Origin of the sequence: Paraburkholderia sp. SG-MS1, assembly GCF_012275575.1 — a bacterium.
Lineage (GTDB): Bacteria > Pseudomonadota > Gammaproteobacteria > Burkholderiales > Burkholderiaceae > Paraburkholderia.
Genome location: NZ_NPIH01000280.1, coordinates 37,046 through 52,427 on the forward strand (window position 1 = coordinate 37,046; position 15,382 = coordinate 52,427).

Genomic DNA, 15,382 nt, shown 5'->3' on the forward strand with positions numbered 1-15,382 from the left:
GTCACGAGCGGCCATCCCGCGATCCATGCAGTCATGCAGCACCCAGTGAGCACCTTATGAGCAAGCAGAAAGTCGTAGTAGGCATGTCGGGCGGCGTCGATTCGTCGGTCACGGCGTGGCTGCTGAAGGAACAGGGCTACGACGTGGTCGGCCTGTTCATGAAGAACTGGGAAGACGACGACGACAGCGAATACTGCTCGACGCGGCAGGACTGGATCGACGTAGTGTCGGTCGCGGACCTGATCGGCATCGACGTCGAAGCGGTCAACTTCGCCTCCGAATACAAAGACCGCGTGTTCGCCGAATTCCTGCGCGAATACTCGGCCGGCCGCACGCCGAACCCGGACGTGCTGTGCAACGCCGAAATCAAGTTCAAGGCTTTCCTCGACCACGCGATGTCGCTCGGCGCGGAAACCATCGCGACGGGCCACTATGCGCGCGTGCGAGAGAACAATGGCCGCTTCGAATTGCTGAAGGCGTTCGACCACACGAAGGACCAGTCGTACTTTCTGCACCGGCTGAATCAGGCGCAATTGTCGAAGACGCTGTTTCCGCTGGGGGAGATTCCCAAGACCAAGGTGCGTGAAATCGCCGGGCAGATCGCACTGCCGAATGCGAAGAAGAAGGATTCGACCGGCATCTGTTTTATCGGCGAACGGCCGTTCCGCGACTTCCTGAACCGCTATCTGCCGACCAAACCAGGTCCGATGAAAACCACCGACGGCAAAGTGGTCGGCGAACACATCGGTCTCGCGTTCTACACGTTCGGCCAGCGCAAGGGCATCGGCCTCGGCGGCAGCAAGGACGGCAGCGGCGACCCATGGTTCGTGGCGGGCAAGGATATGCCGTCGAACTCGCTGTACGTCGCGCAGGGCCACGAGCACCCGTGGTTGCTCAGTCATACGCTGAGCGCGGGCAATACGAGCTGGGTCGCGGGCGAGCCGCCAGCGGAAGGCTTCGCGTGCGGCGCGAAAACGCGTTATCGGCAAGCGGATGCGCCGTGTACATTCAATGCGGCGAACGCTGGCGAAGACCTCTTCGAACTGACTTTCGACACCGCTCAATGGGCTGTCACACCGGGTCAATCAGCGGTGCTCTATGACGGCGAAGTGTGCCTGGGCGGAGGCATCATCGAACACGCTGTCACAGGGCAGCCGGCTGTGCTGCCGCAAGACCAGACACAAGAGCGGCCAAATAAACGGCGGCAGAAAGCGGCACTGCTGGGCGCACGCTAAGCGATGCAAGCGGGCAAGCAGCGCAGATCCGACGCGCTCGGCGTGTTTGCCTCGCTCGCGCCAGCCGGCGCGCCCCTTCCTTGCACACCATTCACATCCGCTTCACCTTCGCGTGCGACGCTTGTCATTCGTTCGCATGCCTCATTTTCAGAATTGCCCGGCCGCTGCCTTGTGCGTGGCTTAGACCGCACGGGCCAGCGCGCGATGCCGCGCGAGGCTGATGCCCGCGTCGCGCTGATCCGCAGCCGTCAGTTTCCCGTTGCGGTGGATTCCGCCTGCGCCGAGCGCGCCGGCGATCCCGCCGCGACGATCTTCACTGCACCGGAGTTCCCATGTTTTCTCGACGCTATCTGGCCATGTGGTGCGCCACCGCGCTGCTCGCCGTCTGCGCGGCGCTGGCCGCCACACAGCCTATTTCGTGGTTCTGGATCATCGTGCCGCTCGCGCTCGTCGCGCTCGGCCTATTCGACCTGACGCAGCAGCGCCATGCGATTCTGCGCAACTATCCGCTGTGGGGCCACTTCCGCTTCCTGTTCGAATTCATTCGCCCGGAGATCCGCCAGTATTTCGTCGAAAACGACACCGATGAAAAACCGTTCTCGCGCGCGCAGCGCAGTATCGTCTACCAGCGCGCGAAGAACGATGTCGACAGCCGTCCGTACGGCACCGAGGTCGACGTCAAAGCCGTCGCGCACGAGTGGATCAGCCACTCGCTCGCGCCGACCACGCTGGAGAATCACGACTTTCGCATCGTCGTCGGCCCGGAGCGCGCGCAGCCTTACTCGATGTCGATCTTCAACGTCTCCGCGATGAGCTTCGGCTCGCTGTCGGCGAACGCGATCATGGCGCTGAACCTCGGCGCGAAGAAGGGCAACTTCGCGCACGACACCGGCGAAGGCTCGATGTCGAAGTATCACCGTGAGCATGGCGGCGACATCATCTGGGAAATCGCCTCGGGCTACTTCGGCTGCCGCAACGACGACGGCACCTTCAGCGCGGAGAAGTTCGCGAAGCAGGCCGCCGAGCCGCAAGTGAAGATGATCGAGGTGAAGCTGTCACAAGGCGCGAAGCCGGGCCACGGCGGCGTACTGCCCGCGGCCAAGATCACGCCGGAAATTGCAGAAACGCGCGGCGTGCCGATGGGCCGGGATTGCATTTCGCCCGCCACCCACTCCGAGTTCTCGACGCCGCGCGGCCTGCTCGAATTCGTCGAGCGTCTGCGTACGCTGTCGGGCGGCAAGCCGACCGGCTTCAAGCTGTGCATCGGGCATCCGTGGGAGTTTTTCGGCATTGCGAAGGCGATGCTGGAAACGGGCATTCTGCCGGACTTCATCGTCGTGGACGGCGCGGAAGGCGGCACCGGCGCGGCGCCGCTCGAATTCACCGATCACGTCGGCGTGCCGTTGCAGGAAGGCCTGCTGCTGGTGCACAACACGCTGGTCGGGATCGGCTTGCGGCAGCGCATCCGCATCGGCGCGAGCGGCAAGATGATCACCGCGTTCGACATCACGAAGACCCTCGCGATCGGCGCGGACTGGGTCAACGCGGCGCGCGGCTTCATGTTCGCAGTGGGCTGCATCCAGGCGCAGACCTGCCACACGGGCCGCTGCCCGACCGGCGTCGCGACCCAGGACCCGGTGCGCCAGCGCGCGCTGGTGGTGCCAGACAAGGCTGACCGCGTGTTCAACTTCCACCACAACACGCTGCATGCGCTGAAGGAAATCATTCAGGCCGCGGGGTTGAAGCATCCGGCGGAACTGCGCGCGCATCACATCGTGCGGCGCGTGTCGTCGCATGAGGTGCGGCTGATGTCGGAACTGCTGAAGTATCTCGAACCAAACGATCTGCTCACCGGCAACTATCGCTACTCGCTGTTCGAAAAGTACTGGCCTGTCGCGCAAAGCGACTCGTTCTCGCCGAGGGTGGAACTGGCGGCGACCTGAGCCCCGGCGCATGATTCACGACACCGGCCGCCGACAGGCGGCCCGGTGTCGTTCAAAAAACTGCATCCCGCCCGCGTCCGAACCCGCAAAACGGACGCCCCCTTGCCTTTCCGTTAAAATCTACGGTTTAGCACTTCGCTCCACGGCCACCTCGCGCGCTTCGGCGCCTGGCGGGGAGCCCCATGCCCGAAAGGCACTTCATGCTCACGTTTCAGCAAATCATCCTGACACTGCAGTCCTATTGGGACAAGCAGGGTTGCGCATTGCTCCAGCCGATCGACATGGAAGTCGGCGCGGGCACGTCCCACGTTCATACGTTCCTGCGCGCAATCGGCCCCGAGCCCTGGCGCGCCGCTTATGTGCAGCCGTCGCGCCGACCGAAAGACGGCCGCTATGGCGAAAACCCGAACCGTCTGCAGCACTACTATCAGTATCAGGTGGTGCTGAAGCCCGCGCCGGAAAACATCCTCGACCTGTACCTCGGCTCGCTCGAAGCGCTCGGCTTCGACCTGAAGCAGAACGACGTGCGCTTCGTCGAAGACGACTGGGAAAACCCGACGCTCGGCGCCTGGGGTCTGGGCTGGGAAGTGTGGCTGAACGGCATGGAAGTGACCCAGTTCACCTATTTCCAGGAAGTGGGCGGTTTGGCCTGCAAGCCAGTGCTCGGCGAAATCACGTACGGGCTCGAACGCCTCGCCATGTACTTGCAGAAGGTCGAAAACGTCTACGACCTCGTGTGGACCGAGTGGGAAGAGCAAGGCCCGAATGGTCCGGAAATGCGCCGTCTCACGTACGGCGACGTCTATCACCAGAACGAAGTCGAACAGTCCACGTATAACTTCGAGCACGCGAACGTCGACCTGCTGTTCACGTTCTTCAACAGCTACGAAGCGGAAGCGAAGCGCATGATCGAAGCGCAGATCGCGCTGCCCGCTTACGAACTCGTGTTGAAAGCGGGCCACACGTTCAACCTGCTCGACGCGCGCGGTGCCATTTCGGTCACCGAACGCGCGGCGTACATCGGCCGGATCCGCGCGCTGTCGCGCCTCGTTGCGCAGGCTTACTACGATTCGCGTGAAAAGCTCGGCTTCCCGATGCTCGGCAATCCCGTGCACGGCGTGCCCGGCCTCACCACCGACGCGCAAGATGCCGCAATGCCCGCGTGGGCGCCGCCGCTGAAAGTCGAACGCAAGATCGACCAGGACTGACGAGAACCTCACCTCATGACTCAACCCCATCAAGCTACCCTGCTCGTCGAGCTGCTCACCGAAGAACTGCCCCCAAAAGCGCTCGCCCGTCTTGGTGATGCGTTCGCCGAAGGCATTGCGCAGCGCCTCGCGGCGCTCGATCTGATCGAAGGCGAACTGACGTTCGAACGTTATGCCACGCCGCGCCGCCTCGCGGTCACGATCAAGAATGTGCGCTCGGTTGCGCCGGAAAGACACGTGCGCGAAAAAGTGCTGCCGGTTTCCGTCGCGCTGGACAAAGACGGTCAGCCCACCGCGCCGCTCGCGAAGAAACTCGCGGCGCTTGGCTTCCCCGATTTTTCGGTGAACGACCTTGAGCGCGCACAGGACGGCAAGGCCGAGGCGTTCTTCCTGCGCTACGCAGCACCCGGCGCGACGCTCGCCGACGGCCTGCAAAGCGCGCTGGACGAAACGCTCGCCAAGCTGCCGATCCCCAAGTTCATGACCTATCAGCGTCCGGACGGCACCAATGTGAAGTTCGTGCGTCCGGCGCATCGTCTGACCGCACTGCATAACGATCAGGTCGTGCCGGTCAGCGCGCTCGGCATCGACGCCGACGATACCACGCTCGGCCACCGCTTCCTCTCCGAAGGTTTCGTGCAGATCCAGCACGCGGACGCGTACTCCGAAACGCTGCTGCACAAGGGCCGCGTGGTCGCGAATTTCGCCGACCGCAAGGCAGTCATTCGCACGCATCTGCACGCGCAAGCCAACGGCGACCAGGTGGTGATGCCCGAAGCGCTGCTCGACGAAGTGACGTCGCTGGTCGAATGGCCAGTGGTCTATTCGTGCCGTTTCGAGGACGAGTTCCTGCAGGTGCCGCAGGAATGCCTGATCCTCACGATGCAGACGAACCAGAAGTACTTCGCATTGACCGATGCGAACGGCAAGCTGCGCTCGCGCTTCCTGATCGTGTCGAACATCGAGACGACGACGCCGGGCGATATCGTCGAAGGCAATGAGCGCGTGGTGCGCCCGCGTCTGGCCGATGCGAAGTTCTTCTTCGAGCAGGACAAGAAGAAACCGCTCGCGGAGCGCGTGTCGCTGCTCGCGAACGTCGTCTATCACAACAAGCTGGGCTCGGCGCTGCAACGCGTCGAGCGTGTGGAAGCATTGGCCGGCGCGATCGCCGGGTTGATCGGCGCCGATGCCACGCTCGCGAAGCGCGCCGCGCGTTTGGCCAAGGCCGACCTGATCACCGACATGGTCGGCGAATTTCCCGAGCTGCAAGGCACGATGGGCACGTATTACGCGCGCCACGACGGCGAGCCGGAAGAAGTCGCGCTCGCCTGCTCGGAACACTATCAGCCGCGCTTTTCGGGCGACGCATTGCCCACGACCGCGACCGGCACCGTCGTCGCGCTCGCCGACAAGCTCGAAACGCTGGTCGGCATCTGGGGCATCGGCCTGCAACCCACCGGCGAAAAAGATCCGTTCGCGCTGCGCCGTCACGCGCTCGGCGTGCTGCGCATTCTGGTCGAGAAGCAACTGCCGGTCGACTTCGTCGAACTGCTGCGCACCGCTTATGCGCAATTCGCCGCAGTGCCGAACGTCGCCGATTCGACTCAAGCCATCTACGACTTCAGCATGGACCGCCTGCGCGGTTTGCTGCGCGAACGCGGTTACGCGGCCGGTGAAATCGACGCGGTGCTGGCGCTGAACCCGACTCATCTGGACGACATCGTCGCGCGCCTCGATGCGGTGCGCGAGTTCGCGGCGCTGAGCGAAGCGGCATCGCTCGCAGCGGCCAACAAGCGCATCTCGAACATCCTGAAGAAGTCGGAAGGTGGGGCGAGCAGCGGCGTGCAAGCCGCGCTGCTCGTCGAAGCGGCGGAAAAGGCTTTGCATGCACAGCTCGAACAGGTCGCACCGCGCGTGCAGACGCAACTGGCCGCGCGCGACTATACGGGTGCGCTGACCGCGCTCGCCGCACTGCGCGAACCGGTCGACACGTTCTTCAACGACGTGATGGTCAACGCCGAAGACCCTGCGCTGCGCGCCAACCGTCTGGCCTTGCTCGGCGCGCTGCATCAGCAGATGAACTGCGTCGCCGACATTTCCCGACTCGCCGCCTGAGCACCGCGCCATGCCGAACAAGAAAGTGGTGATCCTCGACCGCGACGGCGTGATCAACGTCGACTCCGACGCGTTCATCAAGTCGCCCGACGAATGGGTCGCCCTGCCTGGTTCGCTCGAAGCGATCGCACGTCTGAACCAGGCCGGTTATCGCGTGGCGATCGCGACCAACCAGTCGGGCATCGGGCGGGGTCTGTTCGACATGAACGCGCTCAATGCGATGCATCTGAAGATGCACCGGATGGCGGCGGCGGTCGGCGGGCGTATCGAAGCGGTGTTCTTCTGCCCGCATACGGCGGAAGATCACTGCGAATGCCGCAAGCCGCAGCCCGGCATGCTGAAGATGATCACCGAGCGTTTCGAAGTCGATCCGGCCAATACGCCGGTCGTCGGCGACGCGATGCGCGATCTGCAAGCGGGCGCGGCGCTCGGTCATCCGGTTCATCTGGTGCTGACCGGCAAGGGCAAGAAGACGCTCGCGGCCGGCGGCTTGCCCGACGGCACGATCGTGCACGACGACCTGCGTGCCTTTGCGCTCGACTTCCTCGCCGACGCCCAAGAGTGACGCGCGCCATGCGCGTCCCCAACCCTCACTGACCACGCCGATGCGCTTCATCCGTTCCCTGCTGCTGTTGATCTACTTCGTTCTGTTCACGGTACCGTACGCGACCGCGTGCTTCATCGCGTTCCCGTTCATGCGCGCCGACAACCGCTACTGGATGGCGGCGGGGTGGTGCCGTGCGACGCTCCACACGGTGCGTTGGCTCAACGGCATCCGCTACAGGATCGAAGGCTACGAGAATCTGCCCGACGGTCCGGCGGTGCTGCTCTCCAAGCATCAATCCGCGTGGGAAACGCTGGCGTTTCCGGCGTTGATGCCGCGACCGCTGTGCTATGTGTTCAAGCGCGAGCTGCTGTACGTGCCGTTTTTCGGCTGGGCGCTCGGCATGCTGAAGATGGTTCACATCGATCGCAAGGAAGGCAAGTACGCGTTCGAATCCGTCATCAAACAAGGCAAGGCGCGCATGGCGGAAGGCGCCTGGGTCATCATGTTTCCGGAAGGCACGCGCACGCCGACCGGCAAGCAAGGCAAGTACAAGACCGGCGGCGCGCGCTTTGCGATCGCCAGCGGCGCACCGGTCGTGCCGATCGCGCACAACGCAGGGCGCGTGTGGCCCCGTAACTCGTTCCTGAAATATGCGGGTATAGTCACAGTGTCGATCGGCAAGCCAATCGACACGACGGGGCTCACGCCCGACGAAGTCAACACGCGCGTCGAACAATGGATCGAAGCTGAAATGCGTCGCATCGATCCTGCCGCGTACCCCGCGGCGGACAGCCGTTCCGCCGCCGCACCAATCTGACGCGCCCACGCCCTCGAAGGCGTATTGCGCGAAGCGAATCCGATGCAGAAGTCTCCTACGTCGCAGCCCGCTGCGGCGCTCGATAACCGGCAGCTCGATCTCCCGCTCTTCGCCGAGCCGGGGTCGACGTCGTCGTCGCCTTCGCCCTCCGCGCCCTCATCAGGCTCGCCCGCCGGGCAACAGCCGGCCGTGCCGCTGGCACCGGACGGCAGCAAGCTGCGCAGTATGTCGATTGGCCCGCGCACGCTGCATTACGTGCTCAAGCGTTCGGCACGCCGTTCGATCGGTTTCGCAATCGACAGCACGGGCCTCACGATCACTGCGCCGCGCTGGGTCACGCTCGCCGATATCGAAACCGCGATCACCGAAAAACAGCGCTGGATTTTCACGAAACTGATCGAATGGCAAACGCGTGTCGAACAGCGCGCATTGCCGAAAGTCGACTGGAGAGACGGCGCCGAAGTGCCCTACCTCGGTCAACCGGTGCGAGTGAAGCTCGGCTCGCCGCAAGGCACGCTCGCGTTCAACGCGGACGCTGCCGCCCTGCAAGTACCGTTGCCGTTGCAAGCCGATCCGCAGCAGATCAAGGACCGCGTGCAAGGCTGGTTGCAAGGCGAAGCGAAGCGTCTGTTCGGCGAGCGCCTCGCCATTTACGCGGAGAAGCTCGGCGTCAACTATCGCGCGTATGCGCTCTCGTCAGCGGCCACGCGCTGGGGCAGTTGTTCGAGCGACGGCAAGATCCGTTTGAACTGGCGGCTGATTCATTTTCCGCTGTCCATCATCGATTACGTGGTCGCGCATGAACTGGCGCATCTGCGTGAGATGAATCACAGCCCGCGCTTCTGGCAAACGGTCGAATCGATTTTTCCGGAATTCCGCGAAGCGCGGCAAACGCTGAAGTCGCATCCCCCGGAATTGCTGCCGACGCTTTGAGCTAGCGCGGCAAACACTCAACCGCGCTCGCCCGTTGCGCCGATTCGGGCATCACTCCGTGCAACAGTTTCGTGCAGATGACGCCACGTCACCTTGCCGTGCGCGTCGAGGTCCAGCACCGCGGTCGAGCGCCGCACGTTTGCATTGCCCGCGCCGTCGCGCTGATATTCGCGATACTTCACCACCGCGCCCGACGCATAGTCGGCGACGATTCCCATATCGCCGTGATTTGCGAGCCCGGACGCGTCCCGCGTTACTTTTTCTTCTGGATGAATTCGATCTTGTAGCCGTCCGGGTCCGTCACGAAGGCGATCACGGTGGTGCCGTGTTTCATCGGGCCGGCTTCGCGCACGACCGTGCCGCCTTGAGCCTTGATCTTGTCGCAAGCGGCATACGCGTCTTCGACTTCGACCGCGAGGTGACCAAAGCCGTTGCCCAGATCGTACGACGGCGTGTCCCAGTTGTGCGTCAGTTCGATGACCGTGCCGTCGCGTTCGTCCGTATAGCCGACGAAAGCCAGCGTGAATTTACCGTCCGGATAGTCTTCGCGGCGCAGCAGTTTCATGCCGAGCAGTTCGGTGTAGAAAGCAATCGAACGATCCAGGTCGCCGACCCGGAGCATGGTGTGAAGCAGGCGCATGTGCACTCCCTGTTGCGTAGTAAAACGAGACCGTCAATGTACCCGGAATCACGCGGCGCTGCAGGGTCCGGCGCACGCGGCGCGGCGCTCAGAACTGATGCCGCAGCCCCGCCATCAGGCCGAGTTGCGTGCCCTTTTGCGCGAGTCCGACGCCATTGACACCTTGCAGTTGCGCGCCGATCAGGTCACCCCGGTACTGGGCGAAATCGCCTTCCAGATAGACATCGGTGCGCTTCGACAGATTGTAGTCGGCGACCACTTGATATTGCCACGCCGAGCCGTCCTGCTTCGCGGTCTTGCCGTCCTGCAACGTACGCCAGATGTTCGCGGCGAAGTGCCATGCGTTGCCGACCTGCTGCGTGATGCCGCCCATGATCATGCGGCGCCGCGCGAAATCCGTGTACTTGAGCGCGGCCAGCACGGGCGCGGTAAACGGGCCGTTGGCGAAGTTCGAGAAGCCGGCGTCATTCTGGTTGACGATATAGCCCGCCGAAAAGCGCGTGAGATTCCACGTGTACGAAGCGCCGAAGGTCCACGCTTTCGCCGCCGCACCGTTCACCGAATCTTTCGACTCTTCGTACGCGCCGCCGATGCTGAACGGTCCGCCCACCGGCTTATAAGCGAGGGCCGCGCCGATCTGATTGCCGTACGAATTGCCCGCGTTGCCGCCGAACGCATAGCCGGCCGCGAAACTGAGTCCGTTATATCTCGCCTGATACTGGACCTGGTTGCTGGTCCAGATGCCGCCCGTCATCGTCACTTCCGGCTGGAAGCTGAAGTCGTACGGAATCCACCCGTTGCTGCCGTAACCGCCCGCCGTGATGCCTTCGATCATCACGTTGTACTGGCGCCCCAGAATGACCTGACCGAACGCGTTGGAGCGCACGCCCACCTGCGCTTCGTTGAAGAACGGCAAGGTGGGGTCGCTCCGTCCGCTGTTGATGTTGAAACGGTTTTCGAGCTTGAAGAAGGTGGACCAGCCGCCGCCGAGATCCTCGACGCCTTTCACGCCCCAGCGGCTCTGCGTGAGGCCGCCCGGACCGAGCCCGAGCGACCAGTCGCCGGCCTTGTTCACGTTGGTCAGATAACGCACGCTCTCGTCCACCACGCCGTAGAGCGTGACACTCGATTGAGCGTGCGCGATCGGGCATCCCAGCGCCGCCATCGCCGCCACCCACCTGGTTGCGTTCTTCATTCCGTCTCCTCGTACCGGCTCCGCGTAGCGCGGATGGGTTCGTAGGCGTGGGGCGGCGCGATTCGATCTGGCGCATTGTCAGCGCGTTCGTCGTGGCGGAACGCTGCACTTGCTGTCGTCTCGATCCATGCGAATGGGCTGACGAAACCCACCTGCTCGAACCTTAGCGCGAAACGGCAGCGTCAAGAAAACAGTCTGACAAGGGTGTTGTTAAGTGCACAAAAAACTTGCAGCGGTAAAGAAGCACGCGTAGAAGGTAGGGGCTTCGTTTGCGGGCGCGGCGGGTTTGCTATCGTACGATCCTGGCCTATGGGCGAGGCAGCCGGCCGCGCAGCCGAAGCCCAGTCCATCGGGCCGATTACCGATTACCCACGGGGCGCTGACATCCGATACTGTGCGCCGCCCCTCCACCGCTTCGTCGACCTCACCACCGCCGCCCCATGAGCACCACCGCCCTGCCCGCACGCCGCGCCCCGGATAGCTTCGCCATCCTGCTGATGATCGGCTTGTGCGCGATCTGGGGACTCCAGCAAGTCGCGATCAAAAGCACCAACTCGGCATTGCCGCCGGTCTTTCAGGCGGGCTTGCGTTCGGCGATCGCGGCGGTGCTCGTATGGGGCTGGGCGCGCGCGCGCGGCACGCCGCTCTTTCGCGACGACGGCACGCTCGGCGCGGGCCTGCTCGCAGGCGTGCTGTTTGCGGCGGAGTTCGTCTGTATCTTTCTCGGCCTGACGCTGACCAGCGCGTCGCGCATGGCGGTGTTTCTGTACACGGCGCCCTGCTTTACGGCGCTCGGGCTGCACTGGTTCGTCGACGGCGAGCGGATGCGGCGGATTCAGTGGCTCGGCATTTTCGTCGCGTTCGCGGGCATGACGCTGGCGTTCGCCGACGGCTTCCTGCATGGCGCCGCCGCCCGTAGCTCGGCGCTCGCGGGCGCGGCCGGCGATGCGCTCGGCGTGCTGGCCGGCATCGCGTGGGCCGCGACAACCGTGGTGGTGCGCGCGACACGCCTCGCGCAATCGAGCGCCAGCAAGACGCTGTTTTATCAGCTGACGGTGTCGGCGGTGGTGTTGCTCGCGCTCGCACTCGGGCTCGGCCAGGCTCACGTGGAAACCGTCACGCCACTGGCGCTCGTGAGTCTCGCGTACCAGGCCGTGGTCGTCGCGTTCGTCAGCTATCTGGTGTGGTTCTGGTTGCTGACGCGTTATATCGCGTCGCGCCTGTCGGTGTTCTCGTTTCTCACGCCGTTGTTCGGCGTGACCTTCGGCGTGTTGCTGCTCGGCGAGTCGTTCAGCCTGCGCTTTCTGATGGCTGCCGTACTGGTGCTGACCGGCATTGCGCTGGTCAATGCGCCGGCGAAACGGCGGCTGGTGTCCTAGTGTCCTGGCAGGAGTTAGCGGCGCGCGCGGGCCTTGGGGACATCAGAGGCCCCAGCGGGCCGCGCAAGTCACGAAGCCTTGTGCGCCACGATCTGCGCCACATGCACGTATTCGGCCACCGACACGTCTTCGGCGCGGCGTTGCAGATCGAAGCCAAGCGCCTCGAAATCCACCGAATCGCGGAACGCTGCTAGCGTGTTGCGCAACATCTTGCGACGCTGCGAGAACGCCGCCGTCACCACCTCACCGAGCACACGTTCGTCGACGGGCGGCAGTTCATGCAACTCGTACGGGATCATCCGCACGATCGCCGAATCGACCTTCGGCGGCGGCTGGAACGCTTCGGGCGGCACGTCGAGCTGCTTGTCGATCACGTAGCGGTACTGCAGCATCACCGACAACCGGCTGAACGCCTTCGTGCCGGGCTCCGCCACCATCCGCTCGACCACCTCGTTCTGCAGCATGAAGTGCTGATCGATCACGCGATGCGCGAACGACGTCAAATGAAACAGCAGCGGGCTCGAAATGTTGTACGGCAAATTGCCGACGATGCGCAGCGACGCCTTGTCGCCCGGCGCGGCCAGCGAGCCGAAGTCGAACGCGAGCGCGTCGCCCGCGTGCAGCTCGAGCAGGTCACCGAACCTTGTCTTCAGACGGCCGATCAGATCGCGATCCAGTTCGACCGCGTGCAACGGCGCTTCCGGCGTCGCGAGCCGCTCGATCAGCGGTTCGGTGAGCGCGCCGAGTCCCGGCCCGATTTCGACCATGCGCTCGCCGCGTTGCGGCCGGATCACGTCGACGATCGAATCGATCACGCCCATGTCGACCAGAAAGTTCTGGCCGAAACGCTTGCGCGCGAGATGACCCTGGTGCCGGCCCTGCTGCTGTCTGCTGGTGGACATCGAAGAAACGCTAAGAAAAAGAACTGCTTGAGAAAAAGGAAACCGCCGCCAACCGCGCTGCGGCGCGCGCAATCAGCCCGCGCGGCGATGCTGCGCCATCGACACCGCCGTGTCGATCGCGGCAAGCAGGCTGCCCGCGTCGGCGCGGCCGGTGCCGGCCAGATCGAGCGCGGTGCCGTGATCGACCGAGGTGCGGATGATCGGCAAGCCGAGCGTGACATTGATGCCTTCGCCGAACGTTGCGTACTTCAACACCGGCAGACCCTGGTCGTGGAACATCGCCAGCACGCAGTCGGCCTCTTCGAGATAACGCGGCTGAAACAGCGTGTCGGCCGGATAGGGGCCGCGCGCGTCGATACCCTGGTCGTTCGCGAGTGTGAGCGCCGGCGTGATGACCTCGATTTCCTCGCGGCCCAGATAACCGTTCTCGCCCGCGTGCGGGTTCAGGCCCGTCACGAGAATGCGCGGCGCGGGCAAGCCGAAGTGATGTCGCAGATCGTGATCGATGATGCGCAGCGTCCCGACGATACTGTCGACCGACAGCGCGGCCGACACGTCCTTGAGCGGCAGATGCGTGGTCGCGAGCGCGACGCGCAGCGGACGCTTGCCGGTGCCGGCCAGCATCATCACCACGCGTGGCGTGTGAGTGCGCTCGGCCAGATATTCGGTGTGGCCGGTGAACGGCACACCGGCGTCGTTGATCGTGCTTTTCTGCAGCGGGGCGGTGACGATCGCGTCGAAGGTGCCGGCCAACGCACCGTCGATCGCGCTGTCGAGCAGATCGAGCACGTAGCGGCCGTTGGCGGCGTCCAGCTTGCCCGCGCGCGACGGCGCGCCGAGCGGCTGGTGCTGCACCCGCACGCGCTGGCCGTGCGCCATCAGCGCGGTCCAATCGACGCCCACCGCACGCGCGCGTTCGGCGAGCAGACCGGCGTCGCCCAGTACGGTGAACTGCGCGTTCGGCCAGTGTGCCGCCGCGCCGGCCAACGCCTGCGCCGTCAGTTCGGGGCCGACGCCGGCGGGCTCGCCGGTCGTGATCGCGATCTGCAACGGCAGGCTGGTGGACTGGGCGGCGCTCGTCATGATGGTTATTGCACGCTCGACAGCGTGGGCTTCACTTCCACGTACGCGGTGTCGCGCAGTTCGCGCAGCCAGTCGGCGTAAGCCTGTTCCGCCTTGCGCTGACCGATGGCCTGGCGCGCCAGATCCATCTGCTGCGATACCGAGCCTTCGGCTTCGCGGCGGCCCAGCACCTGGATCAGGTGGTAGCCGTACTCGCTGCGCACCGGGTCGCTGATCTGGCCGTCCTGCAGCGAGTTCATCGCGCGCTCGAATTCCGGCACCGTTTCGCCCGGGCTGATCCAGCCGAGGTCTCCGCCTTGCGACGACGAACCGTCCTGCGAGTAGGTGTGTGCGAACTTCGAGAAGTCGCCGCCCGCCGCAATCTGACTCTTGATGTCGAGCAGCTTCTGGCGCGCTTGCGGCTCGGACATGCCGTCGCCGACGCGCAGCAGGATGTGGCGCACGTGCGTCTGCACGAGCTTCGGCGCGTCCGCGCTCGTGCCCTGACCGGCGCGGCGATCGACCAGCCGCACAATCTCGAAACCGTCGTTGGTGCGGATCAGATCCGGGCTGACCTCGCCGGGGCGCAGCGTCGACGCGGCCTTGACGAATTCAGGCGGCAGCTTGGACGGTGCGAGGAAACCCAGATCGCCGCCGTTCTTTGCCGCGTCCGGCGCCTGCGAGCTGGACTTCGCGAGCCTCTCGAAATTGGCGCCGCCCTTGGCTTCGGTCAGCAGAGACTGCGCTTTCTGCTGCGCCGCCTCGATGTCCGTCTCCGGCGCGTTCAGCGGCGCCTTCACGAAAATATGCTGCAGATGCAGGTCGCTCGTCTGGCCGGCATTCGGGCCACGCTGACTGGCGATGTAGTTCGCCACCTCGGCGTCCGACACCGTGACCTTGCTGTCCACTTCCTTCTCGCGCAGACGCGACAGCGTCAGTTCGGTACGCGCGTCGCCGGTGAAGGTGGTCCAGGGCACGCCTTGCGCCTCGATGCGCGCGCGGTACATTTCGAGCGACATGTTGTTCGCCTGGGCGAGCCGCTCGAGCGTTTTTTGCACGGCGGCGTCGTCGATGTTGATGCCGTCTTCCTTCGCCTTCTGCAACTGGATGCGCTCCAGCACCATCTGGTTGAGCACCTGCTGGCGCAGCTGGTCCGTCGGCGGGACCGGCGCGTTCTGCTGGTTCAGCCGGCGCGTGATCAGGCTCATGCGCTCGTCGAGCTCGCGCCGCGTGATGACACCGTTGTTGACCACTGCGGCGATGGTATCGACCGTCTGGCCGCTACTGCCGCCCAGCGCCTGCGCCTGAACCGGCGCGACCGACAGGAAAGACGCCGCGGCGACGAAACCGGCTGCAAGCGTTGCCAAGCGATGCTTTTTCATGATTGCCACAGATACTCCAATGAT

14 protein-coding genes are annotated in these 15,382 nt (G+C 64.4%); 8 read left to right on the forward strand and 6 right to left on the reverse strand.

Going from position 1 to position 15,382, the window contains the following annotated elements; all coding sequences use genetic code 11:
- Positions 1–56 precede the first annotated feature (56 nt).
- From mnmA to CIC12_RS30060, 7 genes are all read left to right on the forward strand, one after another.
- Positions 57–1,235 (forward strand): tRNA 2-thiouridine(34) synthase MnmA, encoded by a 1,179-nt coding sequence (mnmA, locus tag CIC12_RS30030; protein WP_168669771.1) that lies wholly within the window; start codon positions 57–59, stop codon positions 1,233–1,235.
- Positions 1,236–1,567: 332 nt separating this feature from the next.
- Positions 1,568–3,178, forward strand: a complete 1,611-nt coding sequence (locus tag CIC12_RS30035; RefSeq protein WP_168669772.1) for an FMN-binding glutamate synthase family protein — start codon at positions 1,568–1,570, stop codon at positions 3,176–3,178.
- A gap of 200 nt (positions 3,179–3,378) precedes the next feature.
- Positions 3,379–4,386 carry a glycine--tRNA ligase subunit alpha gene (gene glyQ / locus CIC12_RS30040; protein WP_168669818.1) on the forward strand — a complete coding sequence of 336 codons (1,008 nt, stop codon included), beginning with the start codon at positions 3,379–3,381 and terminating at the stop codon, positions 4,384–4,386.
- Positions 4,387–4,401: 15 nt separating this feature from the next.
- Positions 4,402–6,501, forward strand: coding sequence for a glycine--tRNA ligase subunit beta (gene glyS / locus CIC12_RS30045; protein WP_168669773.1), 2,100 nt, complete (start codon positions 4,402–4,404; stop codon positions 6,499–6,501).
- Between the two features lie 10 nt (positions 6,502–6,511).
- A complete protein-coding gene (gmhB, locus tag CIC12_RS30050; protein WP_168669774.1) occupies positions 6,512–7,066 on the forward strand; it encodes a D-glycero-beta-D-manno-heptose 1,7-bisphosphate 7-phosphatase in 555 nt (184 codons plus the stop codon).
- A gap of 40 nt (positions 7,067–7,106) precedes the next feature.
- Positions 7,107–7,865 (forward strand): lysophospholipid acyltransferase family protein, encoded by a 759-nt coding sequence (locus tag CIC12_RS30055; RefSeq protein ID WP_168669776.1) that lies wholly within the window; start codon positions 7,107–7,109, stop codon positions 7,863–7,865.
- A gap of 42 nt (positions 7,866–7,907) precedes the next feature.
- Positions 7,908–8,798 (forward strand): M48 family metallopeptidase, encoded by an 891-nt coding sequence (locus CIC12_RS30060; RefSeq protein WP_168669778.1) that lies wholly within the window; start codon positions 7,908–7,910, stop codon positions 8,796–8,798.
- Positions 8,799–8,815: 17 nt separating this feature from the next.
- On the opposite strand, the gene CIC12_RS30065 is transcribed toward CIC12_RS30060, so the two are convergent.
- The 3 genes from CIC12_RS30065 to CIC12_RS30075 form a co-directional block, all read right to left on the reverse strand.
- The gene (locus CIC12_RS30065; RefSeq protein ID WP_168669780.1) at positions 8,816–9,016 is read right to left on the reverse strand and encodes a hypothetical protein; all 201 of its coding nucleotides are present in this window, start codon (positions 9,014–9,016) and stop codon (positions 8,816–8,818) included.
- A 35-nt stretch (positions 9,017–9,051) separates the two neighbouring features.
- Positions 9,052–9,438, reverse strand: a complete 387-nt coding sequence (gloA, locus tag CIC12_RS30070; protein ID WP_168669782.1) for a lactoylglutathione lyase — start codon at positions 9,436–9,438, stop codon at positions 9,052–9,054.
- An 88-nt stretch (positions 9,439–9,526) separates the two neighbouring features.
- Positions 9,527–10,633: a porin gene (locus CIC12_RS30075; RefSeq protein WP_168669784.1), complete on the reverse strand. Its 1,107-nt coding sequence runs from the start codon at positions 10,631–10,633 to the stop codon at positions 9,527–9,529.
- 440 nt (positions 10,634–11,073) lie between these two features.
- Here CIC12_RS30075 and CIC12_RS30080 point away from each other — a divergent pair, with 440 nt between their 5' ends.
- Positions 11,074–12,012, forward strand: a complete 939-nt coding sequence (locus CIC12_RS30080; RefSeq protein ID WP_168669786.1) for a DMT family transporter — start codon at positions 11,074–11,076, stop codon at positions 12,010–12,012.
- Between the two features lie 68 nt (positions 12,013–12,080).
- On the opposite strand, the gene rsmA is transcribed toward CIC12_RS30080, so the two are convergent.
- The 3 genes from rsmA to CIC12_RS30095 form a co-directional block, all read right to left on the reverse strand.
- On the reverse strand, positions 12,081–12,914 hold the full coding sequence (gene rsmA, locus CIC12_RS30085) for a 16S rRNA (adenine(1518)-N(6)/adenine(1519)-N(6))-dimethyltransferase RsmA (protein WP_168669788.1): 834 nt from the start codon (positions 12,912–12,914) through the stop codon (positions 12,081–12,083).
- 72 nt (positions 12,915–12,986) lie between these two features.
- Positions 12,987–13,997: a 4-hydroxythreonine-4-phosphate dehydrogenase PdxA gene (gene pdxA / locus CIC12_RS30090; RefSeq protein ID WP_168669790.1), complete on the reverse strand. Its 1,011-nt coding sequence runs from the start codon at positions 13,995–13,997 to the stop codon at positions 12,987–12,989.
- Between the two features lie 5 nt (positions 13,998–14,002).
- Positions 14,003–15,367, reverse strand: coding sequence for a peptidylprolyl isomerase (locus CIC12_RS30095; RefSeq protein WP_342030589.1), 1,365 nt, complete (start codon positions 15,365–15,367; stop codon positions 14,003–14,005).
- Positions 15,368–15,382 lie beyond the last annotated feature (15 nt).